General features: G+C 66.2%; 25 protein-coding genes and 1 pseudogene. 12 read left to right on the top strand and 14 right to left on the bottom strand.

Annotated elements, in window-relative coordinates; all coding sequences use genetic code 11:
* Nucleotides 1-22 precede the first annotated feature (22 nt).
* Both D9X30_RS24045 and cysS read right to left on the bottom strand, forming a co-directional pair.
* The gene (locus D9X30_RS24045; RefSeq protein WP_153948895.1) at nt 23-832 is read right to left on the bottom strand and encodes a DNA-3-methyladenine glycosylase family protein; all 810 of its coding nucleotides are present in this window, start codon (nt 830-832) and stop codon (nt 23-25) included.
* Entirely contained in the window at nt 829-2,220 is a 1,392-nt protein-coding gene (gene cysS, locus D9X30_RS24040; RefSeq protein ID WP_153948896.1) for a cysteine--tRNA ligase, read from the bottom strand. The genes D9X30_RS24045 and cysS overlap by 4 nt, the downstream gene beginning before the upstream one ends.
* Nucleotides 2,221-2,386: 166 nt before the next feature.
* On the opposite strand from cysS, the gene D9X30_RS24035 reads away from it, so the two are divergent.
* The 4 genes from D9X30_RS24035 to D9X30_RS24020 all read left to right on the top strand — a co-directional run bounded on the left by D9X30_RS24035 (nt 2,387) and on the right by D9X30_RS24020 (nt 5,181).
* The gene (locus D9X30_RS24035; RefSeq protein ID WP_153948897.1) at nt 2,387-3,088 is read left to right on the top strand and encodes a tetratricopeptide repeat protein; all 702 of its coding nucleotides are present in this window, start codon (nt 2,387-2,389) and stop codon (nt 3,086-3,088) included.
* 79 nt (nt 3,089-3,167) lie between these two features.
* Entirely contained in the window at nt 3,168-3,773 is a 606-nt protein-coding gene (locus D9X30_RS24030; RefSeq protein WP_153948898.1) for a peptidylprolyl isomerase, read from the top strand.
* 50 nt (nt 3,774-3,823) lie between these two features.
* Nucleotides 3,824-4,324 carry a peptidylprolyl isomerase gene (locus D9X30_RS24025; RefSeq protein ID WP_153948899.1) on the top strand — a complete coding sequence of 167 codons (501 nt, stop codon included), beginning with the start codon at nt 3,824-3,826 and terminating at the stop codon, nt 4,322-4,324.
* A gap of 65 nt (nt 4,325-4,389) precedes the next feature.
* Nucleotides 4,390-5,181, top strand: coding sequence for a UDP-2,3-diacylglucosamine diphosphatase (locus D9X30_RS24020; protein ID WP_153948900.1), 792 nt, complete (start codon nt 4,390-4,392; stop codon nt 5,179-5,181).
* Between the two features lie 63 nt (nt 5,182-5,244).
* Here the strand turns inward: D9X30_RS24020 and cysE are convergent, their stop codons facing one another.
* Both cysE and D9X30_RS24010 read right to left on the bottom strand, forming a co-directional pair.
* A complete protein-coding gene (cysE, locus tag D9X30_RS24015; protein WP_153948901.1) occupies nt 5,245-5,988 on the bottom strand; it encodes a serine O-acetyltransferase in 744 nt (247 codons plus the stop codon).
* A gap of 301 nt (nt 5,989-6,289) precedes the next feature.
* Nucleotides 6,290-7,186, bottom strand: a complete 897-nt coding sequence (locus D9X30_RS24010; protein ID WP_153948902.1) for an RNA methyltransferase — start codon at nt 7,184-7,186, stop codon at nt 6,290-6,292.
* Between the two features lie 231 nt (nt 7,187-7,417).
* On the opposite strand from D9X30_RS24010, the gene D9X30_RS24005 reads away from it, so the two are divergent.
* The gene (locus D9X30_RS24005) at nt 7,418-8,251 is read left to right on the top strand and encodes an inositol monophosphatase family protein (RefSeq protein ID WP_153948903.1); all 834 of its coding nucleotides are present in this window, start codon (nt 7,418-7,420) and stop codon (nt 8,249-8,251) included.
* Nucleotides 8,252-8,314: 63 nt separating this feature from the next.
* On the opposite strand, the pseudogene D9X30_RS29740 reads toward D9X30_RS24005, so the two are convergent.
* A pseudogene (locus D9X30_RS29740) lies at nt 8,315-8,692 on the bottom strand (pilin); the annotation flags it as partial.
* A gap of 422 nt (nt 8,693-9,114) precedes the next feature.
* On the opposite strand from D9X30_RS29740, the gene D9X30_RS23990 reads away from it, so the two are divergent.
* The 4 genes from D9X30_RS23990 to D9X30_RS23975 all read left to right on the top strand — a co-directional run bounded on the left by D9X30_RS23990 (nt 9,115) and on the right by D9X30_RS23975 (nt 13,793).
* On the top strand, nt 9,115-9,297 hold the full coding sequence (locus D9X30_RS23990; protein WP_153948904.1) for a type II toxin-antitoxin system HicA family toxin: 183 nt from the start codon (nt 9,115-9,117) through the stop codon (nt 9,295-9,297).
* Nucleotides 9,298-9,326: 29 nt separating this feature from the next.
* Nucleotides 9,327-9,731 (top strand): type II toxin-antitoxin system HicB family antitoxin, encoded by a 405-nt coding sequence (locus D9X30_RS23985; protein ID WP_153948905.1) that lies wholly within the window; start codon nt 9,327-9,329, stop codon nt 9,729-9,731.
* 391 nt (nt 9,732-10,122) lie between these two features.
* Nucleotides 10,123-12,744 carry a DNA mismatch repair protein MutS gene (mutS, locus tag D9X30_RS23980; protein ID WP_228771000.1) on the top strand — a complete coding sequence of 874 codons (2,622 nt, stop codon included), beginning with the start codon at nt 10,123-10,125 and terminating at the stop codon, nt 12,742-12,744.
* Nucleotides 12,741-13,793: a hypothetical protein gene (locus tag D9X30_RS23975; RefSeq protein ID WP_194946556.1), complete on the top strand. Its 1,053-nt coding sequence runs from the start codon at nt 12,741-12,743 to the stop codon at nt 13,791-13,793. Before mutS ends, D9X30_RS23975 begins: the two co-directional genes overlap by 4 nt.
* A gap of 147 nt (nt 13,794-13,940) precedes the next feature.
* Here the strand turns inward: D9X30_RS23975 and D9X30_RS23970 are convergent, their stop codons facing one another.
* Nucleotides 13,941-14,480: an FKBP-type peptidyl-prolyl cis-trans isomerase gene (locus D9X30_RS23970; RefSeq protein WP_153948906.1), complete on the bottom strand. Its 540-nt coding sequence runs from the start codon at nt 14,478-14,480 to the stop codon at nt 13,941-13,943.
* Nucleotides 14,481-14,491: 11 nt separating this feature from the next.
* Here D9X30_RS23970 and D9X30_RS23965 point away from each other — a divergent pair, with 11 nt between their 5' ends.
* Both D9X30_RS23965 and D9X30_RS23960 read left to right on the top strand, forming a co-directional pair.
* The gene (locus D9X30_RS23965) at nt 14,492-15,700 is read left to right on the top strand and encodes a ribosomal protein uL16 3-hydroxylase (RefSeq protein WP_194946557.1); all 1,209 of its coding nucleotides are present in this window, start codon (nt 14,492-14,494) and stop codon (nt 15,698-15,700) included.
* A gap of 199 nt (nt 15,701-15,899) precedes the next feature.
* Complete coding sequence (locus tag D9X30_RS23960; RefSeq protein ID WP_082926518.1) at nt 15,900-16,139, top strand: hypothetical protein; 240 nt, start codon at nt 15,900-15,902, stop codon at nt 16,137-16,139.
* Between the two features lie 98 nt (nt 16,140-16,237).
* Here the strand turns inward: D9X30_RS23960 and D9X30_RS23955 are convergent, their stop codons facing one another.
* The 7 genes from D9X30_RS23955 to D9X30_RS23925 form a co-directional block, all read right to left on the bottom strand.
* Nucleotides 16,238-17,026, bottom strand: a complete 789-nt coding sequence (locus D9X30_RS23955) for an MBL fold metallo-hydrolase (protein WP_153948907.1) — start codon at nt 17,024-17,026, stop codon at nt 16,238-16,240.
* A 67-nt stretch (nt 17,027-17,093) separates the two neighbouring features.
* The gene (bamC, locus tag D9X30_RS23950) at nt 17,094-18,344 is read right to left on the bottom strand and encodes an NlpB/DapX family lipoprotein (protein WP_153948908.1); all 1,251 of its coding nucleotides are present in this window, start codon (nt 18,342-18,344) and stop codon (nt 17,094-17,096) included.
* Nucleotides 18,345-18,402: 58 nt separating this feature from the next.
* Nucleotides 18,403-19,287: a 4-hydroxy-tetrahydrodipicolinate synthase gene (gene dapA, locus D9X30_RS23945; protein WP_092596240.1), complete on the bottom strand. Its 885-nt coding sequence runs from the start codon at nt 19,285-19,287 to the stop codon at nt 18,403-18,405.
* A 169-nt stretch (nt 19,288-19,456) separates the two neighbouring features.
* Nucleotides 19,457-20,026: a class I SAM-dependent methyltransferase gene (locus D9X30_RS23940; RefSeq protein ID WP_153948909.1), complete on the bottom strand. Its 570-nt coding sequence runs from the start codon at nt 20,024-20,026 to the stop codon at nt 19,457-19,459.
* A 58-nt stretch (nt 20,027-20,084) separates the two neighbouring features.
* Nucleotides 20,085-20,750: a site-2 protease family protein gene (locus tag D9X30_RS23935; RefSeq protein WP_092596242.1), complete on the bottom strand. Its 666-nt coding sequence runs from the start codon at nt 20,748-20,750 to the stop codon at nt 20,085-20,087.
* Nucleotides 20,751-20,853: 103 nt separating this feature from the next.
* A complete protein-coding gene (locus tag D9X30_RS23930; RefSeq protein WP_153948910.1) occupies nt 20,854-21,489 on the bottom strand; it encodes an L-threonylcarbamoyladenylate synthase in 636 nt (211 codons plus the stop codon).
* 32 nt (nt 21,490-21,521) lie between these two features.
* Nucleotides 21,522-22,367, bottom strand: a complete 846-nt coding sequence (locus D9X30_RS23925; protein WP_502799680.1) for a 3',5'-nucleoside bisphosphate phosphatase — start codon at nt 22,365-22,367, stop codon at nt 21,522-21,524.
* Nucleotides 22,368-22,487: 120 nt separating this feature from the next.
* On the opposite strand from D9X30_RS23925, the gene D9X30_RS23920 reads away from it, so the two are divergent.
* Nucleotides 22,488-23,555, top strand: a complete 1,068-nt coding sequence (locus tag D9X30_RS23920; RefSeq protein ID WP_153948912.1) for an NAD(P)/FAD-dependent oxidoreductase — start codon at nt 22,488-22,490, stop codon at nt 23,553-23,555.
* A gap of 178 nt (nt 23,556-23,733) precedes the next feature.
* Here D9X30_RS23920 and D9X30_RS23915 read toward each other — a convergent pair whose 3' ends face one another.
* Complete coding sequence (locus D9X30_RS23915; RefSeq protein WP_153948913.1) at nt 23,734-24,627, bottom strand: alpha/beta fold hydrolase; 894 nt, start codon at nt 24,625-24,627, stop codon at nt 23,734-23,736.
* Nucleotides 24,628-24,743 lie beyond the last annotated feature (116 nt).

Below are 24,743 nucleotides of genomic sequence, written 5' to 3'. Positions count from 1 at the left end.
TGCAAGCTGCCCGATCCAGTAACTAATACGTCACTGGCAGCGGGTCCAGACTGCGCCACATATACCAGGTGGCCACCGTGCGCCACGGCTCCCAGTTGGCTGCCACCTCGCGCGCTTCACTTCGCGTGACGGGTTCGCCACTGAAGTAATTGGTCGAGATCGCATTGATCAGCCCGACGTCATCGAGCGGCAGCACATTGGGACGCATCAGATTGAACATCAGGAACATCTCGGCCGTCCAGCGGCCGATGCCGCGGATCTGGGTCAGTTCGGCGATCACCGCCTCGTCGTCCATGCCGGCCCATTCCTTGACATGGACCGTGCCGGCCTTGAAATGCTCGGCCAGGTCGGTAATGTACTCGGCCTTGCGCTTCGACAGGCCACAGCCGGCCAGTTGCTCCGTACCGGCCTTCAGGAACTGGGCCGGCGTCAAGCGCGGGCACAGCGTCACCAGGCGCTCCCAGACAGACTGGGCAGCCTTGACCGAAATCTGCTGGCCGACGATCGAGCGGGCCAGCGTAATGAACGGATCGTCGCGCGACACCAGGTGCGCGGGCCCGTACGTGGGAATCATCTTGCGCAGGATACGGTCGCGCTTCATCAGGTCCGCGCAGGCTTCGTCCCAATAGGCCGGCCGCACGGCGTCGACCACTGTTTCCACCGGCAGCGGAACGGCCTGCGCCTCGGGCAGGTCTGGCTTGCGCGACTTGCCGGCGGCCTTGGCCGCGGCGGGTGCCTTCGCCGGTACCTTGGGCGCCTGCCTGGCCGCAGTCTTGCCGGCGGGCCTGGGCGCCACGGCAGCGGCCTTCGGCTTGCGCGCGGCAGCGTTCAAGCACGCCTCCACTCGGTGGCGCCGCCTGGCTTGTCTTCGAGCACCACGCCGGCAGCCAGCAGTTCCGCGCGGATGCGATCCGCCTCGGCGAAATTGCGCGCGGCCTTGGCCGTACGGCGCGCGGCGATCTGCGCGTCGATCTGCTCGGCACTCAGGCCATCGGCGGCTACCGCCCCACCCTGCAGGAAGGTATGCGGGTCGCGCTCCAGCAGGCCCAGGGTGCCGGCCAGCGCCTTGAGCTGGTGGGCGGCCTGGGTCGAGCCCGTGCGATTGACCTCGCTGGCCAGGTCGAACAGCACCGACATGGCGATCGGCGTGTTGAAGTCGTCGTTCATGGCGTCGGCAAAACGCCCCGCGTGCGGCTCGGCCCAATCCACGGCGCAACCGCCGGGCTGCGTTTCCTTGAGCGCCGTGTACAGGCGCGTCAGCGCATGGCGGGCGTCGTCCAGGTGGGCGTCGCTGTAGTTCAGCGGGCTGCGGTAGTGCGCGCGCAGGATGAAGAAGCGCACGACCTCGGGGTCGTACTGCTTCAGGACTTCGCGGATCGTGAAGAAATTGCCTAGCGATTTCGACATCTTCTCGTCATTGATACGCACGAAGCCGTTGTGCATCCACATGTTCACAAACGGCTTGCCGCTGGCGCCTTCCGACTGCGCGATCTCGTTCTCATGGTGCGGGAACTGCAGGTCGGCGCCCCCACCATGGATGTCGAAGTGCTCGCCCAGCAGCGTGCAGCTCATGGCGGAGCACTCAATGTGCCAGCCCGGGCGGCCGCTGCCCCACTTCGAATCCCACTTGCTCTCGGGCGGCTCGCTTTCCTTGGCCGATTTCCACAGCACGAAGTCCAGCGGGTCCTGCTTGGCGTCGTTGGCGCTGACGCGCTCACCCGCGCGCAGGTCTTCCAGCGACTTGCCGGACAGCTTGCCGTAGCCCGGGAACTTGCGCACCGAATAGTTCACGTCGCCGTCGGCGGCCTGGTACGCCAGGCCCCTGGCTTCGAGCTTTTCGATGATATTGAGCATCTGCGGCACGAATTCCGTGGCGCGCGGCTCATAATCGGGCCGGATCACGCCCAGCGCGGCGGCGTCCTCATGCATGTACTGGATGAAGCGCGTGGTCAGTTGGCCGATGGTCTCGCCATTCTCGGCGGCGCGACGGATGATCTTGTCGTCGATATCGGTGATGTTCTGCACGTACGTCACATCGTAGCCCGCGGCACGCAGCCAGCGATGCACCATGTCGAACACCACCATCACGCGTGCGTGGCCCACGTGGCAGTAGTCGTACACGGTCATGCCGCACACGTACATGCGGACCTTGCCCGGTTCGATAGGCACGAAAGGCTGCTTCTCACGCGCGAGCGTGTTGTAGATGTTCAGTTGCTGCATGGAGCGATGTGATTGGGTGACGATGCGGTGCGCGCCATGGCGCACGGGCCCCATATCTTACCGGAAGGTTGTCGGGCCGGCCTCGGGCGGGTCTCGGCATTGCGCCGGGTCCTGCACGCCGTGCCGCTTTGCTAGAATGCCGCGGAGTATAACGGACCGCCCTTACATGAGCCTGCTTCTGCCTTCCACCATCCTTGCAACGGCCCGCCGCGGCGCCGGCCTGTCCGCCCTCCGTGCCGCCGTCGGCACGCTGGCGATGGCGGCAGCCCTGGCGGCGGCCCCGGCCCTGGCGCAGAACGGGCCCGTATCCCTGCCCGCCCCGCCGGCCCCGCCCAGCGGCGTGGTGTCCACGGACCCCGGCATGGTCCCTGCGCAGAAGGCCGTCAACGACAAACGCTACGACGAGGCCATCAAGGGCTTCGACAAGGTGCTGGCCACCAACCCGCGCAACGCCCAGGCCCGCTTCCAGCGCGCATGGGCCATGGCGCAGGCGGGCCATGACGACCAGGCCATCCAGGCCTTTGCCGAAATGGCACAGGACTTCCCCGAACTGCCCGAACCGCACAACAACCTGGCCCTGCTCTACGCCAAACGCGGCGACCTGAAGCGTGCCGAGGCCGAACTGCTGCTGGCCATCGACGCCAAGCCCGACTACGCCATCGCCTACAGCAACCTGGGCGACGTCTACCGCCGCCTGGCCGAAAAGGCCTATGGCGACGCCGTACGGCGCAACCCGGCCGACGCGCGCGCCGCTGCGGGCCTGCGCCAACTGGGCGCGACCCCTGCGGCAGCCCCGGCGCCGGCTTCTTCGCCGGCCGCAGCCCCACGTTCGCGCAAGGCACCGGCCAGCGCGCCGGCGGCCCGCTAGACACCCGTGCAATGCCGGCGTCATCTTCGCCGGCTCCTGCCCGAACCGCTCACCTGCATCGCAAGACGGAGTTCCAGAGATGACCCTTTCCCGCCGCATCGTCCTGGCTGGCCTGGTGGCCGCCACCGCCGCACTGTCCCCGCTCGCCGCCCTGGCCCAGGGTGCCAGCCCGGCCGCCGCCCAGAAGACCGAGCGTGTGCAATTCGTCACCAGCGCCGGCAAGTTCACCATCGAGGTGTATCCCGACGCGGCCCCGAAGACGGTCGCGAACTTCATGGAATATGTGAAGAGCGGCTTCTACAACGGCACCATCTTCCACCGCGTGATCAACGGCTTCATGGTGCAGGGCGGTGGCTTCGACCGCGACATGAAGGAAAAGCCCACCCGCGCACCGATTCCGCTGGAAGCGCAGAATGGCCTGAAGAACAAGGCCGGCACGGTGGCCATGGCGCGCACGTCGAATCCGAATTCCGCAACCGCGCAGTTCTTCGTCAATGTGGTGGATAATCCGAACCTCGACTACCCGCAGCCCGATGGCAACGGATATGCCGTATTCGGCAAGGTGGTGGAAGGCATGGACACGATCGACAAGATCAAGACCACCCCGACCACGGCTTACGGCGCCATGCGCAACGTGCCGGCCGCGCCGATCACGATCGAGTCCGCCACCGTCGTCACCAAGTAATACCGCGCGCATCGCGCGCGGCCATAACCGTCACCGAACAGAGGTAACCCATGAGCAAGGTACAACTCCAAACGACGCAAGGCGTCATCACGATCGAACTGGACGCCGAAAAGGCCCCCAAGACGGTGGAGAACTTCCTGTCGTACGTGCGCAAGGGCCACTATGACAACACGGTCTTCCATCGCGTGATCAAGAACTTCATGATCCAGGGCGGCGGCTTCGAGCCCGGCATGAAGCAGAAGGACACCGATGCCCCGATCGAGAACGAGGCCGGCAATGGCCTGAAGAACGACCGCTACACGGTTGCCATGGCCCGCACGAACGCGCCGCATTCGGCCACGGCCCAGTTCTTCATCAACGTGGTGGACAACGACTTCCTGAACTTCAGCTCGCCCACGCCGCAAGGATTCGGCTATGCCGTGTTCGGCAAGGTCGTGGAAGGCACCGACGTCGTGGACGCCATCAAGGGCGTGCGCACGGGCACCTCGGGCTTCCACCAGGACGTGCCGATGGAGGACGTGGTGATCCAGAAGGCCACCATCGTCGAATAACCCGACGGCAACGTTCCTTTCGATGGCGGCATGCCGCTCGCGGTGAACACACCCCTCCGACACGCATGACCGCATCCCACCGCACGCCGGCGGCCGCACCGATCGAGGTGCAGGCGCCGGCGTGGTTCATTTCCGACCTGCATCTGACCCCCGGCATGCCGCGCACGCTGGCCGCCTTCCAGCGCGTGCTGGACCAGGCTTCCCGTCAGGCGGGCTCGCTGTTCATCCTGGGTGATTTCTTCGAGTTCTGGGTGGGCGACGAGGAGACCGAGACACCGTTCGCGGCCGACGTGGCGGCGGCCCTGCGCCGGCTGGCCGACGCCGGCGTGCCGGTCTACCTGATGCACGGCAATCGCGATTTCCTGATTGGCCGGCGCTTTGCCGACGCGGCAGGCGGCACGCTGCTGCCGGACCCTTCGGTTATCCATTGCGCCGGGCAACGCGTGGTGCTGAGCCACGGCGACATGCTCTGCACCGACGACCCGCGCTACATTCGCTTCCGCAACTGGACCCGCAAGGGCTGGGTGCAGCGGCTGTTTCTGGCCCTGCCGATGTCCACCCGGCTGAAGATCGCGCGCCGGCTGCGCGCCGACAGCGAGGCGGGCCGGTCTGGCCAGCCGGAAGGCGCCGCGCGGCCCGACTATGGCGATGCCGCCCCCGCTGCCGTAGATGCGCTGCTGGCTTCCAGCGGCGCCCCTACCCTGATCCACGGCCACACGCACCGGCCGGCCCGCCACGCGCACGCACGGGGCGACCGCTGGGTGCTGACCGACTGGGATCTCGATGGCCGCCACCCGCGCGCGGCCGTGCTGCAGCTGGATACCGGCGGCTTTACGTTGCTGCCGCAGGTGGACTGACGATGCCGTCCGCCCCGCGATCCGTGCCGCGCCGCACGGCGTGCCAGTCCGTCGCCCGGACGCCTATTTCATCAGCTTGCGCAGTTCGCTCGCGTCGAAGCGGTCGTTCGGGGTGTTCTCGAGATGCTCACCGAGCCGGTCTAGCGCGGCCAGCACGGCCTCGATGCGGTCATGTTGCTTGGCCGCGTTGTCGATCAGGCTCTTGAGCGCCAGCGATACCGGATCGTCGGCGTTCGGCGTGATGCCGTAGGCCGAGAATTCCTGCTTCGCGCCCTGCTGCTGCGGTGGCGCGTCGGGCATGATGATGCGGGCCGGAATGCCCACGGCGGTGGCGCCCGGCGGCACCGGCTTGAGCACCACGGCATTCGAGCCCACCCGGGCGCCATCACCCACCACGAATCCGCCCAGCACCTTGGCCCCGGCACTGACCACCACGCCGGCACCCAGCGTCGGATGGCGCTTCTGGCCCTTGTAAAGCGACGTACCGCCCAGCGTCACCCCCTGGTAGATCGTGCAGTCGTCGCCAACTTCGGCGGTTTCCCCGATCACCACGCCCATCCCGTGATCGATGAATACGCGGCGGCCAAGCCTGACCGCCGGATGGATCTCTATCCCGGTTAGCCAGCGCGACCAGTGCGAGATCCAGCGCCCGAGCCAGTGGAATCCGCTGCCCCAGCACGCGTGGGCCACGCGGTGAAAAATCACGGCGTGCAGCCCCGGATAGCAGGTCAGCACCTCCAGGCGGCTGCGTGCGGCGGGGTCGCGCCGCATGATGGCATCGATATCTTCCTTCAGGCGAGTGAACATCTTCGTCGTGTCGTGTTGCCGCGCCGATGCGCCGTTCGCACAACGTGCAAACGGTCGCCGGCGCGGTCAGGAGCCGGTCTTGTGCTTCTTGATTGCTTGGGGGACGGCCGGGGCGCGTGCGAGCAGGGAGTGTAAGAGATTTGTACGCCTGCCGCCGGGCCCTGAGGCCATCAGGGCTTTTCGGGTCGCGACGGCTTCAACATCGCGCCGGCTGACCGACACGCGCGCGAACGCCGCTCCGGCCGGGGGCGGGGCCGATGGCGTTGCTGCGCATGTCGTATGCCGGGATGGAAATCACGGTTCAGCCTTCCTTGTTGCCGTCTTTCTGCGTGCCGTGCCGGGCGGCACCTTCGTCACCGTCGCGCGCCAGCAGCATGCGCTTGGCGATGCCGCGCAGGATGTTGACCTCTTCGCGCTCAAGCCCGGCGCGGGCAAACATTCGCCGCAGACGCGGCATCAGCTTGCGCGGGTTGTCCGGATCGAGAAATCCGATGGCAACCAGCCCCGCCTGGAGATGGCCGAACATCGATTCGACCTGTTCCGCCGTGGCGGGCTCACCAGCATAGCCGATATTCGGCATGCCGTCCGACGCCTCTGCCTGCGCCGGCTCGGCTTCCAGCAGCGCCAGCCGCATTTCGTAGGCGATCAGCTGCACCGCTTGCGCCAGGTTCAGCGACGCGTACGCGGGGTTGGCGGGGATATGGGTCACGGCCGAACAGCGCAGTACCGCCTCGTTAGGCAATCCGTAACGCTCGTTGCCGAATACGAAGGCAATGATGCCCCCGCCATCGGCCGCTAGCATCGCCTGGCCCCGTGCGGCGGCGGCGCGCGGCAACAGCCGCGGCGGGCCGAATTCGCGCTGTCGCGCGGTCATCGCCACCGTGAACGCCGTGCCAGCCAGCGCGCTTTCCACATCGTCGACGATACGGGCGCCGGCCAGCACGTCATCTGCGCCGCTGGCCATCGCCACGGCATCCGGATGCGTCAGCACGCCGGGCTCGCGCGGCGACACCAGCACCAGGCTGCCGGGCTGCCCGCCAAAGCCCATGGTTTTCATCGCCCGCGCCACCGAACCCACGTTGCCGGGGTGGCTGGTTTCCACCAGCACCACGCGCACGCGCGAGAAAATGCCTGATGCGACACTTTCAGTGGTCGCTACGGGAATGCGTTCAGCCTGGGAATTCAATGCTTCAGTCATCTGGGATGCCCCTGCCGCGGCGTTTGCCGCCGTCGGCTCGTACAGCGGGCCGGGTTCCTATACAATGGCGCCTTCCAATTGCGGTGCGGCGCCCAGCCAGGCGACGCCCCTTGTTCTTCTACAATCCGTTGTGCTGTTCGGCCACTGCCGGGCGGTTCGCGCGCCAACCGTCCATTGCCGGCGGATGCCGCTGCTGCGAATCATCGTCCTGCGCGGCCCCTGGAGAGATTCATGCATCCGATGCTCAATATCGCCGTCAAGGCGGCCCGCAAGGCGGGATCCATCATCAACCGCGCGTCGATCGACGTCGATCTGGTCCGCGTTTCGCGCAAACAGCACAACGATTTCGTGACCGAAGTCGATCGCGCGGCCGAGGCCGCCGTCATCGAGATCATCCGCACCGCCTACCCCGAGCACGCCATTCTAGCGGAAGAGTCCGGCCAATCCTGGGCCGAGGGCGACGACCAGCACGAATTCACCTGGGTGATCGATCCGCTGGACGGCACCACCAACTTCATCCACGGCTTTCCGCAATACGCAGTGTCCATCGGCCTGCTGCACAAGGGCGTGCCGTCGCAGGCGGTGGTCTACGACCCCACGCGCGACGAACTGTTCACGGCCAGCAAGGGCGCCGGCGCATTCCTGAACAACCGCCGCATCCGCGTCACGCGCCGCGACAAGCTGGCCGACTGCCTGATCGGCACGGGCTTCCCGTTCCGTGACCTCGAAGGCATGGACGAATACCTTGAAATCTTCGCGCTGATGACGCGCAGCTGCGCGGGCCTGCGTCGCCCGGGCGCCGCCGCGCTGGACCTGGCCTATGTGGCATGCGGCCGCCTGGACGGTTTCTTCGAACGCGGCCTGAAGCCGTGGGACATGGCCGCGGGCATGCTGCTGATCACAGAGGCCGGCGGCCTGGTGGGCAACTACAACGGCGAATCGCGCCAGATGGAGCAAGGCGAGGTGCTGGCCGGCAACCCGAAGGCCTTCGCCCAGATGGTGCGCCTGCTGTCGCCGTTCTCGCTGGATAACGTCAAGCCGTCGCTGAAGCCGATCGGCGAATAAGAAAACGGCGCAGCTCGATAAAGCCGGCCCCTGGCCGGCGGAATCGAGCGAACACGCGGTTGGCAGGTGCTGCGCCGTCACGGCGTCGCTGCCGACCCGGACAGCGCAGTTCCACGTGCCGCCAGCCAGCCGGCCCACCGTCAGGCGGGTGCCCCTGAGCGCCGGATGCACGTCACCATCGAGCGTGACGACAATGCTGCCCGATCCGTCCGCATTGAACGCGAACCGGTTGGGCGTGGCGGTCAGCTGCGATTGCACGTAGCCGAGCGACGCGACCGGGTCCGGAAAGGTGTTCTGGCCGTCTTGCAGGCGTTCTTCCACCGGAACCTTGTACGCCGAGGCCTCCCAGAAGGCGCGGCCGATTTCCGACTTCACCACAAAATCCTGATACGTCGGAATGGCGATCGCGGCAAGAATGCCCACGATCGCCACCACGATCATCAGTTCGATCAGCGCGAATCCACGGCGCAGCGATGGCCGCCAGGCCATGCACCCCACCGGGACCCCTGCCGCGGCCCTCCCCGGCCATTTTCCCGTCGTTGCTTTTTTCATGTTGCGACCCGTCTTGTTGCCGGCCTCTGCGTGCCGGTACGCCTGATCCATCCACGAACCATGCCAGGCCGGTTTCGCTTGCGAAGTGACAGTTTTCGTCGGAAATGTCCGGATAGCCGCAGTCGCGACTGACAAGTTTGCAGCGCGTTGACGAGGCGGGTGACAAATCTCGTCGTAGCCGACGCATTTTGAGAATCCGGCCCGAGACTTCCTGACCGGCGCCGCATAGAGTCTCCTTCCATAACAAATCGCTTGCGCCCCCTTCATCATCGTGTGTATATTTACACACGGATCGCCTGAAGGAGGCACTTTTGCATTCAATGGCCTTGATCCGCCTGCTGGAACGTGAGGGATGGCGCCTGGTGCGCTGCAAGGGCAGTCATCTCACCTACAAGCACCCGTCGCGCGCGCAGATCGTCACCGTGCCGCATCCGAAAAAGGACCTGCCCACCGGCACCGTACGCAGCATCATGAGGACGGCCCGGCTGGTATGACTGGCGCACAAAGCATGGAGAGCAACGACATGGAATTTCCGATTGCCATTCACAAGGACCCCGAAAGCATCTACGGGGTGACGGTGCCCGACGTGGCGGGCTGCTATTCGTCCGGTGACACGGTCGAGGACGCCATCCGCAATGCGCGCGAGGCCATCATCAGCCACTTCGAGGTGCTGCTGTCTCTGGGCGAGGCGGTCACACTGACGGCCACGCCGATCGCCGAACTGGCGGAGCGGCCCGAATTCGCCGGCGCCATCTGGGCCCTGGCCGACGTCGACCTGGCCATGCTCGACAACCGGCCAGAGCGCATCAACATCAGCCTGCCCCGCTTCGTGCTGCACAAGATCGACACCTTCGTCGGTGCCCGCCACGAAACACGCAGCGGATTTCTGGCGCGCGCCGCGCTGGAAGCCATGGCCGGTGACGCATGAGCCTGCGCATAGGCCCCGAATTCCCAAGCAAAAATGAGAATCGGGAACGAGGTTCCGAGAGGGGCTGGCGGTAAAATGCCGCTTTGCGCCGCGAGCCCGAACAGGCTGGTGATGCCGGGAACGCCCCGCGCGTCCGCCCGACAGCCTGCCTGCCCACCCGCGGCAACCGATATACCGGCGGCCCCACCGTGGCGCCGCCCGAGAGGAATGCATGTCCGCTGAAGCCCTTTCCAACCTGTCCACGACTTCGCCCGACGACACGCCGCGCGATGACGACATCCGCGCCGCCGGCGACGCCGTCCTGTCGGCCGAAGCACTGGCCGCCGCCGAAGGCGCCACGCCGCGCGGCGGCAAATCCGGCAAGTCGGACAAGGCTGAAAAGCACACGCCAATGATGCTCCAGTACCTGCGCATCAAGGCGGACCATCCGGACACGCTGCTCTTCTACCGGATGGGCGATTTCTATGAACTGTTCCACGACGACGCCGAGAAGGCTGCCCGCCTGCTCGACATCACGCTGACGTCGCGCGGGCAGTCCGGCGGCGTGCCGATCCGCATGGCGGGCATCCCGTTCCACTCGGTCGATCAATATCTGGCGCGCCTGGTCAAACTTGGCGAATCGGTGGCGATCTGCGAGCAGATTGGCGATCCGGCTACGAGCAAGGGGCCGGTCGAGCGCAAGGTGGTACGTATCGTCACGCCGGGCACGCTGACCGACGCGGCGCTGCTGCCCGACAAGACCGACAGCTATCTGATGGCCGTACACCAGCAGACCACGCGCCGCGGCGTCAGCAAGACAGGCCTGGCGTGGCTGAACCTTGCCAGCGGCGAACTGCGCCTGATGGAATGCGATGCCGCCCAGTTGCCGCGCGAGCTCGAACGCATCCGCCCGGCTGAACTGCTGTATGCCGACGGCATGGATCTGCCCGTGCTCGAGTGTGCCCGCACCCGCCTGCCCGAATGGCACTTCGACCAGGACGCCGGCACGCGCCGGCTGCGCGAGCAGATTGGCGTGGCCAGCCTGGAGCCATTCGGCTGCACCGGACTGGGCGCTGCCCTGGGCGCGGCGGGCGCGCTGCTCAACTATGCCGCCACCACGCAGGGGCAATCGCTGCGCCACGTGCAGGGCGTCACCGTCGAGCGGGAATCCGAGTTCGTCGGCCTGGATACCGCGACTCGGCGCAATCTCGAACTGACCGAAACGCTGCGTGGCGGTGAATCGCCGACGCTGTTCTCGCTGCTCGACACCTGCTCGACGACGATGGGCAGCCGCGCGCTGCGCCACTGGCTGCATCACCCGCTGCGCGACCCGGCGCTGCCGCGTGCCCGTCAGCAGGCCATTGGCGTATTGATCGCGCAAGACCCGGAAACCGTGCGCGCCACGCTGCGCCGCCTGTGCGATGTCGAACGGGTCACGGCCCGGCTGGCGCTGCTGTCGGCGCGGCCGCGAGACCTGTCGTCGCTGCGCGACACGCTCGGCGCGCTGCCCGCCGTCCAGGCCAGCGTCAGCGCCGCGCACGAATCGCCGTTGCTGGCGCAAACGATCGACGAACTCGAAGTGCCGGCTGACTGCCTGTCGCTGCTGACGCGCGCGGTGGCCGAGGAGCCATCGACAGTGATCCGCGATGGCGGCGTGATCGCGCGCGGCTACGATGCCGAGCTCGATGAACTGCGCGACATCTCCGAAAACTGCGGCCAGTTCCTGATCGAACTGGAAACGCGTGAGCGCACACGCACCGGCATCTCGAACCTGCGCGTCGAGTACAACCGGGTGCATGGCTTCTATATCGAAGTGACGAACGGCCAGGCCGACAAGGTGCCGGACGACTATCGCCGCCGCCAGACGCTGAAGAACGCCGAACGCTACATCACGCCGGAACTCAAGGCCTTCGAAGACAAGGCCCTGTCCGCGCAGGACCGCGCCCTGGCACGCGAAAAGCAGCTTTACGAAGCACTGCTGCAGGCGCTGTTGCCGCACATCGGCAGCCTCCAACGCGTGGCGGGTGCCCTGGCGCGGCTCGACGTGCTGACCACGCTGGCCGAACGCGCCCGCACGCTGGACTGGACCCAGCCGGAGCGGGTCAGCGAAAACGTGGTCGATATCGCACAGGGCCGGCACCCGGTGGTGGAGGGGCAACTGGCTGCGGAGTCGATCGCGTTCATCGCCAATGACTGCCAGCTCAACGAGGCGCGCAAGCTGCTGCTGATCACCGGCCCGAACATGGGCGGCAAGTCGACATTCATGCGCCAGACGGCCCTGATCGTGCTGCTGGCGTGCGTGGGCGCGTGGGTGCCGGCGCGGCAAGCCAGGATCGGCCCGATCGACCGCATCTTCACGCGGATCGGGGCGGCCGACGACCTCGCCGGCGGACGTTCCACCTTCATGGTGGAAATGACCGAGGCGGCGGGCATCCTTCATCACGCCACGCCGTCCAGCCTGGTGCTGATGGACGAAATCGGCCGGGGCACGTCGACCTTCGACGGCCTGGCATTGGCGTGGGCGATTGCGCGCCACCTGCTGTCGCACAACCGCAGCCACACGCTGTTCGCCACGCACTATTTCGAGCTGACGCAACTGCCGCAGGAGTTTCCGCAGGCGGCGAACGTCCATCTGTCCGCCGTGGAGCACGGCGACGGCATCGTCTTCCTGCATGCCGTGCAGGACGGCCCGGCCAGCCAGAGCTACGGCTTGCAGGTCGCGCAACTGGCGGGCGTGCCGCAACCCGTGATTCGCGCCGCGCGCAAGCACCTGGCATGGCTGGAGCAGCAATCGGCCGATGCCACGCCGACGCCGCAGATGGACCTGTTCGCGGCACCGGCCACGCCTCCCGACGACGACGACACCGTGTCGGGTCCAGCCTCCGCATCGGTCGAGCAGGCAGTCGAACAGGCGGCCGCGAGGGAAGCGCTGGCGGCGCTGACCGCCATCGATCCGGACAACCTGTCGCCGCGCGACGCGCTGGAGGCGCTGTACCGGCTCAAGGCCATTGCGGAATCTGCCGCGCAGGCATGAGCGCAGCGCACGGCTCCGGACGCCTGGCCCTGGCAGCGGCCGTCCTGGTGGGCTACGTCTGCCTGACGACACCGGGCGCTGCCCTGGCGGCGCGCCCCGGCAAGGTTTCGCCGCCACCGGCACCTGCCGTGCAGCCCACGCGCATGGCGTTGATCGCCGACGTGCCGCAATGGCCAGCGGCGGAAGCGGATCTGGCGGCACTGTTCGCCCAGATGAACGCGCGACAGGTCGCGCTGATCGTGCATGCCGGCGGCATCAAGGGGGACACGGAATCCTGCGGAGACGCGGTGCTGGGCGCGCGACACCGCGCGCTTGACGACTCTCCCGCGCCATTGCTGTATGTCCCCGGGGAAACTGACTGGGCAGAATGCCAGAAGCCGGTCAACGGCAAATTCGATGCCGTCGAGCGCCTGAACCGGCTACGCGAGCTGTTTTTTCCGATGGATACCACGCTCGGTCGACGCACGATCCCCGTGGTGCGGCAGTCGGACCAGGCCATGTTTCGCAGCTTTCGCGAAAACGTGCGACTGGTGGAAGGCAACGTGATGGTGGTCGGACTGAACCTGCCCGGGGACAACAATCACTATCGCAGCGAAGGTGGCCGCAACGGCGAGTTCGAAGACCGCCGAGAGGCCAACCGGCAATGGCTGCACCGGGCATTCTCGGTGGCTACCCAGCGCGATCTGCCAGGCGTTCTGGTGGTGGTCCACGCCGACCCGATGTTCGGCAACGGCTGGGAGAAGCGCGGCAAGCCATCGCTGTTCGACGGATTCCTGCGACGTGGCACGCGCGATGGCTACCTTGAATTCAAGAAACAACTACGCGATTTGACCGTGAAGTTTCCGGGCCAGGTACTGCTCGTACATGCCAGCGACAGTGGCTTCAGCGTCGACAAGCCGTTGCGCGACACAGCCGGCAAGGTCGTCGGAAACTTCACGCGCGTGGCGTTGCCCATCGGCAATCCTTCGCGCTGGGTCGAATTGACCGTCACACCCGGCACGCGATCCGTGTTCCAGGTGGAGCTGCAGGATGGGCCGAAGCCCAACTAGCGCCAACCAGACGACCTGCGGAATTGACCTGCGTCATACATCGGCCAGCGTCCGGGAATCCAAATGAAAAAAGCCGGCAGATGCCGGCTTTTCCCAATTCGCGATGACCTGTCGCGTATCGCTCGACTGGCAGGGATCCGTATCGAGTCAGTGCAGCGTGCGCGGGCTGTCTGCCTCGCCGCCATCGTCCTCGTCTTCGTCGACGACTTCGATGCCCGAGGCGCCATGCGCATGGCCGTGTTCCACTTCCTCGGTGGTGGCTTCACGCACCTCGGACACTTTCAGCCAGAAGCGCAGCGCCATGCCGGCCAGCGGGTGGTTGCCGTCCAGCACAACCTTGTCTTCGGCAACATCGGTCACCGTGTAGATGATCGAATCCTCGTCGTCACCGTCCTCGGGCACGCCCTCGAACTGCATGCCGACTTCCAGCGGCTCGGGAAAGCGGTCGCGCGGTTCGACCTTCACCAGTTCGGCATCGTAGTCGCCGAACGCGTCATCGGGTTCCAGCTGGAGCTGGGTCTCGAAACCGGCATCGTGGCCGTCGAGAGCTTCCTCGATCTTGGGGAACGTGCCATCATACCCGCCGTGCAAATAGACCATGGGCTCATCGGATTCCTCGATGAGATTGCCCTGCGCGTCCGACAGCTTGTACACAACGGACACCACCGTGTTCTTAGCGATTTTCAATTCTTGACTCCATGAGCGATTCCGCATTATACGCGCAGGCCCTGCCTGCGGGCCCCATTGATCCCGACGCACCGCTCACGCTGCTCGGGGGCATGACGCCCGCGGCATTCATGCGTGACATCTGGCACCGCAAACCGTTGCTGATTCGACAGGCCGTGCCCGGAATTGTGCCCCCTGTGTCGCGCGAATCGCTTTTTGAACTGGCCGATCGGGACGATGTGGAATCGCGCCTGGTGTCGTACTTTCGCAACCGCTGGAAGCTCGAACACGGCCCGTTCGCCGAAGACAACCTGCCGTCACGCAAGACCGGCAAGTGGACGCTGCTGGTGCAGGGCGTGAACCTCCACGCCCGGGCGGCCGCCGAACTGATGAGCCAGTTCCGCTTCGTGCCCGACGCCCGGCTCGACGACGTCATGATCAGCTACGCCACCGATGGCGGCGGCGTGGGGCCCCACTTCGATTCTTACGACGTCTTCCTGCTGCAAGTATCGGGCCGACGCCGCTGGCGCATTTCGTCACAGACGAAGCTCGATCTGATTCCTGACATGCCGCTGAAAATCCTCTCGGACTTCAGCGCCGAAGAGGAATGGGTGCTGGAACCCGGCGACATGCTCTACCTGCCGCCGCAGTACGCCCACGACGGCATTGCCGAAGGGGAATGCATGACGGCGTCGATCGGGTTCCGCGCCCCCGCCTACCGCGAGCTGGCTGGCCACTTCCTGGCATGGCTGTCTGAAACGGTCGAGGGCAACGAAGCGCTGGACGGCCGCTACGCCGACGCTGGCGAGGCCGCCACGGCCACCCCGGCCCAGTTGCCCCCCGGCCTGGCCCGCGCTGTCGCCGACCGGCTGCAGGCGCTGAAATGGGACAAGGGCATGGTGTCCGAATTCCTCGGGTCGTACCTGTCGGAGCCCAAGCAGTCGGTGCAGTTCGAGGAGATCGCTGAGATCAGCCTGAAGCAATACGCGAAGCTGGCCAAGGCGCATGGCGTGGTCCTTGCTCCGGGCTCCATTGCGCTCTACGACCGTACGAACTTCTTCCTGAACGGCGAAGCGTACGAACCGCCGCCAGCCCTGGCGAAATGGCTGCGGCGCCTGGCAGACATGCGCCAGCTGACGGCCGAGGAAATGGCTGCGTGCGCGGCACTTCCCGATCTCATGGACACATTTCACGATTGGGCCATGGAAGGCTGGTTGCAGATCGCGCCGGCACGTGTGTAATTTTGCGTAACAGAATGAACCGGCATATTTCGCCTATACACAAGGCGGGAAAACGCGGATATAATCGCCCGCTGGCTAGTACTGTGGACCACTGCACTGTCGGCACCCGGGAGGGCCTCATATTTGCAGTACAAGAGCGATAATTACCGGTAATTATTCATCGCCTGTTTTCGTTTTATTAAAAGTTAAAGGACGAACAATGAAGAAGTCTCTCCTGATCGCATCCCTGCTGGCTGCTGTTGCTCTGGCCGCTTGCGGCAAGAAGGAAGAAGCCGCTGCCCCCGCTGCTGATACCGCCGCTTCGGCTCCCGCCGCTGCTGCTCCGGCTGCTGACGCTTCGGCTCCTGCAGCTGCTGCTCCGGCTGCTGACGCTTCGGCCCCGGCTGCCGACGCTTCGGCTCCGGCTGCTGACGCTTCGGCTCCGGCTGCCAAGCAGTAATCGGATCTTTCCGAAAAACAAAAAGCCGACCTTCGGGTCGGCTTTTTGTTTTGGCGATTATCTGACGCCGCTCTATTAGCGGGATCGGCGCTCGCCGATTATGCCCGCACGGGCTGCCAGCCCAACCCCTCTTCCTGATCCGCGATCAGAATTTCATCAGGCAGTACGCCCAGCACCGTGGCCAGCGCGCCCGCAGCCAGTTCGCGGGTATTGTTCTGCTTGCTCAGGTGCGCCGCCACCACGCGCGACAAGCCTGCGTGGGTCACCTGCGACAGGATGCCGGCCGCGATATCGTTGGCCAGGTGGCCGAAGTCGCCCCCGATTCGCCGCTTCAGCGACCACGGATACACCGAGTTGGCCAGCATGTCGCGGTCATGGTTGCATTCCAGGACCAGCGCATGGACGCCTGCCAGCCGTGCCGTGACGTAGGGCGTTTCCATGCCGGCATCGGTCAGCACACCAAGCCGGGCATCGCCATCGGTCAGCACGAACTGCAGCGGCTCGCGCGCATCGTGCGGGACGGTATAGGGATGGATCTGAAGGGCACCCACCGAAAACACGTGATCGGCGCAACATACCCGCACGTCGGCCTGGTCCGCGCCACGCATATGCGAAGTGGCCAGCCAGGTGCCGTGACTCGTATGGACAGGCAGTTTGTGGCGCGCGGCAAACGCGTAGGCAGAGCCCACATGGTCCCCATGCTCGTGGGTGACCAGCACCGCATCGAGTTGCGTGGGCGATACACCCAGCCGCTCAAGACGACGCGCCGTTTCCTTGATGCCGAAGCCACAGTCGAGCAACACACGCGTCACGGACGCACCCTCGCCGGCCTCGATCAGCAGCGAATTGCCTTCGCTGCCACTTCCCAAAAAAGCAAAGCGCATCATGGATGCGCTCGCCTGGGGAGATGCCCGACGGCGGGCGCCGTCGGGATCGATGGACGACAGACGACCATCAGTGCAGCTGTTCGTCCAGCAGCGACAGGATACGCTTGCTGATCTCGGTGTTTTCCGGCTGACCGGCGTCGTTCTGTACCGTGACCGTCGTGCCCGTGCCATTACCCTTCAGCGACACGCGATACTTCTTCGCGGTCTTGCCGTCGTTCGGCTTGGTGAACAGCTTGGAGAAGAAGCCGCGATCGTCCACCGCCTGCTTCGGATCCACGTAGCGCACGTAGTACAGGCCTTGCGCGCGGTCGCGATCTTCCACCGTGAAGTTCACGCGATCCAGCGACAGGCCGACCGAGCGCCATGCGCGATCGAACGGCTCCGGCAGTTGCAGTGCCGGCGCGCCATTGACCTGCGCCAGGAACGACTTGGTTTCGGCGGCGCTGGCCGTCGCCGCACCGGTTGCCGCGGCGGCACCGATACCCGTGGCGTCGCCCGACGGTGCGGGGGCTGCGGCGGCCGCAGCATTGCCCACCGGCGTCGGGTTCTTGGCCATCTGGTTGGCCTGCTCCTTCTGCACGCCCAGGCGCTGCGCCAGACGCGACAGGAATTCGGCTTCCAGTTCCGGATCGGCCGGACGCGGCGTCCACACCGTGGTCGACTTGTCGACGCCGGTCAGCTGTTCCTGCGCGCCACGGTGGCTGATGAACACTTCGAGCTGGCCGTTCTGGGCGCGCTCCACACGCGTACGGAACTTGTCGCGCTCGGAGGTCGAGTACAGGCCATCGAACACCTTGCCGATCGTGTTGCGGATGATGTCCTGCGGAATCTTGGCGCGGTTCTCAGCCCAGTCCGTCTCCATGATGCCGGTCTGCGGCGAGTCCTGCGTCAGCAGGAAGCCGTTTTCCTGCCAGAAGCCGCGCAGCGACTCCCACAGCTGGTCGGCACGCATGCCATTGCTGATGACGAGCCAACGCTGGTTGCCATCACGCTCCATGCGGATGCCCTGCGAGGACGGCAGCACGTTGGTCGCCGGTTCGGCCTCGCGCGTCTTGGTGGCCTGCTGGTAGTTCGACAGCGTCGACGTACCGGCGGCGTCGGGCACGGTATAGCGGCGGTCGCCTTCGAGCTTGGTCAGGTCCGGCGGAATGTCCAGCGACGCGGTCTTCTTGCCCTGGGACTTGTAGTCGATCTTGTCGGGCTGCATGGCTTCATTGATGCTGCTGCAGCCGGCAATCAGCGTCAGCGCCAGCACGGGCGCAACCACGGCGACACGGCGGATGTGCGTCGCGCCGCGACGGTTAAGCTTCTGTTTCATTGACACGTAATCCTGGTTTCAAGAATCGGCGAATAGCCGAACGTTCAGCCGGCGAATCTCAGCCCAGCAGGCCGGCCGCTGCCAGCGCGCGGCGCACGGTTTCGTGCTGGCCTTCCGCCAGCGGGGTCAACGGCAGGCGGATGCCGCCTTCCATCTTGCCCATCTGCTGGAGCGCCCACTTGACGGGAATCGGATTGGCCTCGACGAACATCGCACGGTTGAGGTCGATCAGTTCCATGTGCAGACGGCGGGCCGTCACCACATCGCCCTTCAGGGCCGCGACGCACATCTCGTGCATCTTGCGCGGCGCCACGTTGGCGGTGACCGAGATATTGCCCTTGCCACCGAGCAGGATCAGCGCCACTGCGGTGGGATCGTCGCCGCTGTAGATGGCGAAGGTATCGGGGGCGTCCTTGATCAGCTGCGCGGCACGGTCGATATTGCCGGTGGCTTCCTTCACGCCAACGATGCCCGGCACCTGCGCCAGGCGCAGGATCGTCTCGTTGTTCATGTCCGCCACGGTACGGCCGGGCACATTGTAGAGCAGCACCGGCAGGTCCACGGCTTCCGCGATGGTGCGGAAATGGCGGTACATGCCTTCCTGCGTCGGCTTGTTGTAGTACGGCACGACCTGCAGCGACGCATCGGCACCCACCTTCTTCGCGAAGGCGGTCAGTTCGATGGCTTCGTTCGTGGAATTGCCGCCGGTCCCGGCGATGATGGGCACGCGGCCAGCCGACTGCTGGACTGCCACGCGGATCAGCTCGCAATGCTCCTCGACGTTGACCGTCGGCGACTCGCCCGTGGTGCCCACGATCACGATGCCGTCGGTGCCTTCCGCCGCATGCCAGTCGATGAGGGCGCGCAGGGCCGGGTAATCCAGGCTGCCATCCTCATGCATCGGGGTGACGATGGCCACGATGCTGCCGGTAATCTGTGTCATATCTCAGGGAATTCGGGAAATTCGAACAAACGGGATTGTACCGGAACCGTCAGGGCCTCCGGACCCCCTATCAGTGAGGGAAAACGTTAGCGGGCGTAACGTGTGGCGCGCCGGTCTCGCCGAACGCCTGCGCTGGGCCCCCGGCGCCGCACGGCGGCGGCCGCCTGAGTTACGCCACAGGTAACGGATAACGCGGCGGCGGCGCCTCCGGCGTCCGGCCGGACGCCTCGCGGACGGCACAAATCCGCTGCACGAAGGCCTCGCGCGGCGCCTCCAGCGTGCCGTCCTCGTAACCCGTCACGCGCAACACGCCTCGTGTCACTTCCAGCAGTTCGCCGGGCCGCAGCAGGAAATCGGGCCGCGACGGCTTGCCGACGGTCTCGTTGCCGGCCGCGAAGGTCTCGTAGATCAGCACGCCGCCCGGCGCCAGCGCGTCCAGCAGATGCGGCCAGAGCGGCCGGTGCAGATAGTTGGTGACCACCACGGCATCGAACCGCCCGGCGTCCGCCAGGGGCCAGGCGCCCTGCTCCAGATCGGCCACCCGCCCATCGATGCCGGCCGGCAGCCCGGCGACGGCCTCGGCATCGCGGTCCACGGCCAGCACCGCAAACCCCTGCTTTGCCAGCCACGCGGCGTGCCGCCCACTGCCGCAGGCCAGGTCAAGGACACGGCCGCCGGGCCGGATCAGATGGGCCCATCGGGTCAGCCAGGTGGAAGGCGGGGCAAGCTGGGAGTGCATGGAGGAACGGAAATAGGAAGGAACCGGCGAGCCGGCACGAGAAGGCACCCGGCGCGCGTTACTGCAGCACCATCAGCACCGGGCGCAGCATCAGTTCGACGATCGACAGCAGCACCGTCATCACCGGCTGCATCCAGATGCGCGTGATGACGCCGGCGGCCACCAGCGCCAGCACGATGAAGATGCCGTACGGCTCGACACGGCCCACCGCCTCGGCCATGCGGCGCGGCAGAAAGGCGGTCAGCACGCGGCCCCCATCGAGCGGCGGGATGGGGAACAGGTTGAACGCGGCCACCACGGTGTTGACCAGCACGCCGGCGCGGGCCATCTGGCTCCAGAACGGCTCCTGGATCTGCGCCAGCGCCAGGCCCACGGCGATCAGCGCCCACAGGAACGCCTGGACGATATTGCTGCCGGGCCCGGCCAGCGCCACCCACATCCCATGCCAGCGCGGGTTGCGCAGGTGGCTGAACACCACCGGCACGGGCTTGGCGAACCCGAACACGAACTGTCCGGCGGTCAGGAAATACAGCAGCAGCGGCACGGCCACGGTGCCGATCGGATCGATATGGCGGATCGGGTTCAGGCTGACGCGCCCGAGCAGCCAGGCGGTGTCGTCGCCGAAATACCTGGCCACGAAGCCATGCGCGGCCTCATGCAGCGTGATGGCGAACAGCACGGGCAGCGCATATACGGCAAAGGTCTGGACGATCGAGGAATCCATGCGAACTATTCTATTGGGCCGCCGGCGCCCAAGGCTGTCCGGCATGTCCGTGGATGTGCGGTATGTATCAGAAACGACAGGTCAAAAGACAAGGCGGGCAGGATCAGGCGGCGGCCGTCAGTCCGAATCGCTCCACATCGCCCCGCCCGGCACGAACCAGTTCCGGTTCGCCGCTGGTCAGGTCGATCACCGTGGTCGGCTGGGCCGGCGCCGGGCCGCCACAGATCACCAGGTCGATCTGTTTTTCCAGCCGCGCACGGATTTCGGCTGGTTCGTTCATCGGCGCCTCGTCGCCCGGCAGCTGGAGCGTGGCCGAAATCAGCGGCTGCCCGAGCTCCGCCACCAGCGCCAGCGGAATCAGGTGGTCGGGCACGCGCACGCCAATGGTCTTGCGCGCCGGGTGCGACAGCCGCCTGGGCACTTCCTTGGTCGCCTCCAGGATGAACACGTACGGACCGGGCGTGGCGCCCTTGATCCAGCGGTACTGGCGGTTATCGACCCGGGCGAAGTTGCCGAGTTCCGACAGGTCGCTGCACATCAGCGTCAGATGGTGCTTTTCGTCGATGCCGCGCAGCCGGCGCAGGCGTTCCACGGCGGACTTGTCGTCCAGCTGGCAGGCCAGCGCGTAGCTGGAATCGGTGGGCAGCGCGATCAGCCCGCCCTTCTGCACGATCTGCGCGGCCTGCTTCACCAGCCGCGCCTGCGGGTTGTCGGGATGGATCTCGAAGTACTGGGACATGAGGGGCGCGGCTTTTCGGGGGAAGGGGCGGGTTACCAGTCGTACCAGACCGGCGTGACGTCCGACGGCAGCGGCGGCAGCGTGCCGATCTCCACCCGGCCCTCGCCGGGGCCGTGGAAATCCGATCCGCGCGACGCCAGCAGGCCATAGTGGCGCGCCACATCGGCGTAACGGCGGAACTGGTCGGGCGTATGGCTGCCGGTCACGACCTCCACCGCGCGGCCGCCCAGTTGCGTGAATTCGTCGAACAGCGCGTCGTGTTGCAAATCGGTGTAGTTGTAGCGGCCCGGGTGCGCCATCACCGCAATGCCGCCGGCGCCGCGAATCCAGCCCACGGCGTCTTTCAACGCCGACCAGCGGTGCGGCACGAAGCCCGGGCGGCCTTCCGACAGGTATTCGCTGAACACATCGCCGATGGTCTTGCAGCGGCCCTCATCCACCAGCCAGCGCGCAAAGTGCGTGCGCGAAATGAGGTCGGGATTGCCGACGTGGCGCAGCGCGCCTTCGTAGGCGCCGGGGATGCCGATTTTTGCCAGTGCCTCGCCGATGTCCTGCGCACGGCGCGCACGGCCGTCGCGGGTGCGGGCCAGGCCATCGATCAGGTCCGCGTTGAACGGATCGATCTGCAGGCCGACGATGTGCACGGTCTGCCCGGCCCAGGTGACCGAAATCTCCACGCCAGGCACATAGCGCATGCCCAGCGATTCGGCGGCGGCACGGGCTTCGGCCTGGCCGCCCACCTCGTCGTGGTCGGTCAGCGCCCAGAACGCCACGCCGCCGGCGTGCGCACGTGCGGCCACCTGGGACGGTGACAACATCCCGTCGGACACGGTGGAATGGCAGTGCAGGTCGGCGTTGATGGCATGGGCGTTTTGCATGGGCATATTCTACTCCCGGCGGGCTTTTTTAGCCCTGCCGTCAAAGGTGGTGTGCCCGGATTGCCGTGGCACGCAAGGTATGATGGGGCCTGTCCACACCGCATTTTTCCGCTTCCCGCCATGTCCTCCACGCCCGCCGCCACGCCCCCGGAAACCATCCAGACCGACGTGCTGATCGTCGGCGCCGGCCCTGTCGGCCTGTTCGCGGCGTTCCAGGCCGGCGTGCTGGGCCTCAAGTGCGAGCTGATCGACGTGCTGGACCGCGCCGGCGGCCAATGCACCGAGCTCTATCCAGAAAAGCCAATCTATGACATTCCGGCCGTGCCGGGCTGCCTGGCGCAGGAACTGGTGGATCGCCTGCTCGAACAGTGCGCGCCGTTCGCGTTTCCGATGCACTTCAGCCAGCGTGCGCAGTCGGTCAGCGACACCCACGGCGCCGATGGCCATCCGCGCCTGCTGATCACGACCGATGGCGGCAAGCGATTCGACGTGGCGGCGGTGCTGATCTGCGCGGGTGCCGGGGCGTTCGCCCCGCAGCGCGTGTCGCTGCCCGAAGCCGCCGCGCTGGAAGACCGGCATGTGCACTACGCCGTGCGCGACGTGTCGCGCTTCGCCGGCAAGCGCGTGATCGTGGCCGGCGGCGGCGATTCCGCGCTGGACTGGGCGCTGGCGCTGCGCAAGGTGGCGGCACGCGTCACGCTGCTGCACCGGCGCGAAGGCTTTCGTGCCGCCGATCACACAGTGGGCGCGATGCGCGCCGCCGTTGACGCGGGCGAGATGGATTTCGTGGTCGGCATGCTCGGCAGCCTGCAAACCGACGACGCCGGCGCCCTCACCCACGCCGGCATCAAGACCCGCGATGGCGACCGCACCATCGAGGCCGACGAGCTCGTCGCGCTGTACGGGCTGGTGTCCGAACCGGGTCCGATCGCCCAGTGGGATCTGGACATGCACGCCGGCCGCATCCACATCGAGAACACCACCACCTACGAAACCTCGCGCCGCGGCATCTTTGCGGCCGGAGACATCGCCGTTTATCCAAACAAGCAGAAGCTGATCCTGTCGGGCTTCCACGAAGCCGCGCTGGCGCTGCGCAAGGCGTATCACTACGCGTTTCCCGACAAGGCGCTGGTCCATATGCACACCAGCAACAACCCGGCGCTGAAGGAAAAACTCACGCACGCTTGAGCCGCCGCAAGTGGCTGGGTGTTTGCTCCCCGCTCCCACTCGTGGGAGAGGGGTTGGGGGGAGAGGGTAAAGCGGTTCTGCTTGCCGACGTGTCGCCATTTGAACGGCATGACCCTCACCCCCGGCCCCTCTCCCGCAGGCGGGAGAGGGGAGCAAACCAGGGGTAAATTCCCAACACTTACCCCAAGAACTCCTCGATCAACCCCGCCACCACCTTCGGCTGGTCGTGGTGCAGCATATGCCCCGCGTCGTCGACGAATACCTCGCGGAAGTCCGGAAAGGCGCGGAACCGCTCCTTGAACTCGTCGATACTCTGCTTGTGCGCGATGTGCTTGAGCGTCGCCGAATCGCGCGCTTCCACGTGCAGCACCGGCGCGGACACCTTTTCCCAGATCGCCATGATCTCGTCGATGCGATACAGCGTCGGGTTGGTCATCTTGTGCGCGCCGTCGCCCAGGATCTCCCAACGGCCCGCTGCATTGCGGCGCGACCAGTGCGCAGCCAGGAAGGCGGCGCGGTCGTCGGGCAGGCGCGGATTGGTCTTCTGCAGCCGTGCAGCCACGGCGGCCTCGCTGTCGTAGGTCTTCAGCTCGGGCGGCGTGCGCAGTTCGTCGAGCCAGCGCGCCAGGCGGGCTGGCGCCTGGTCTGGCCGCGTGCGCGTCAGGCCGAAACCTTCCAGGTCCACCACGCGGCGCACGCGTTCGGGCCTGACGCCGGCGTAGATGCACACCACGTTGGCACCCATGCTGTGACCCACCAGGTCTACCTGCCCCTCGGGCTGGTAATGGTCGAGCAGCGCCTCCAGGTCGGCCACGTAATCAGGGAACCAGTACGAGCGCGTGCCCGGGTACTGCGTCGGATAATCGGATTCGCCAAAGCCGCGCCAGTCCATGGCAATCACATGCCAGTCGCGCTGGAACGCATCGACCAGGAACTGGAACGACGCCGCCACATCCATCCAGCCATGCAGCATGAACAGCTTGCGCGCGCCGGGTGGGCCCCAGTGGCGGACGTGCGTGCGCAGGCCGCGCAGCGTGATAAATTCGGAACGCGAAGTTTCCGTGATGGTCATGGTGTCTGCCCTGTTGCCCGGGTCTTCCGATGCGCGCGCAGCCCATGGCCACGCGGCGGCCCGGATAAAAATAGAACGATCGTTCGCTTGTCGGATTATAGCCAAACGGCTATCTG

The organism is Cupriavidus sp. U2, from assembly GCF_009663685.2.
GTDB classification, from domain to species: Bacteria; Pseudomonadota; Gammaproteobacteria; order Burkholderiales; family Burkholderiaceae; genus Cupriavidus; species Cupriavidus necator_C.
This window is presented reverse-complemented; position numbering and strand designations above follow the sequence as displayed.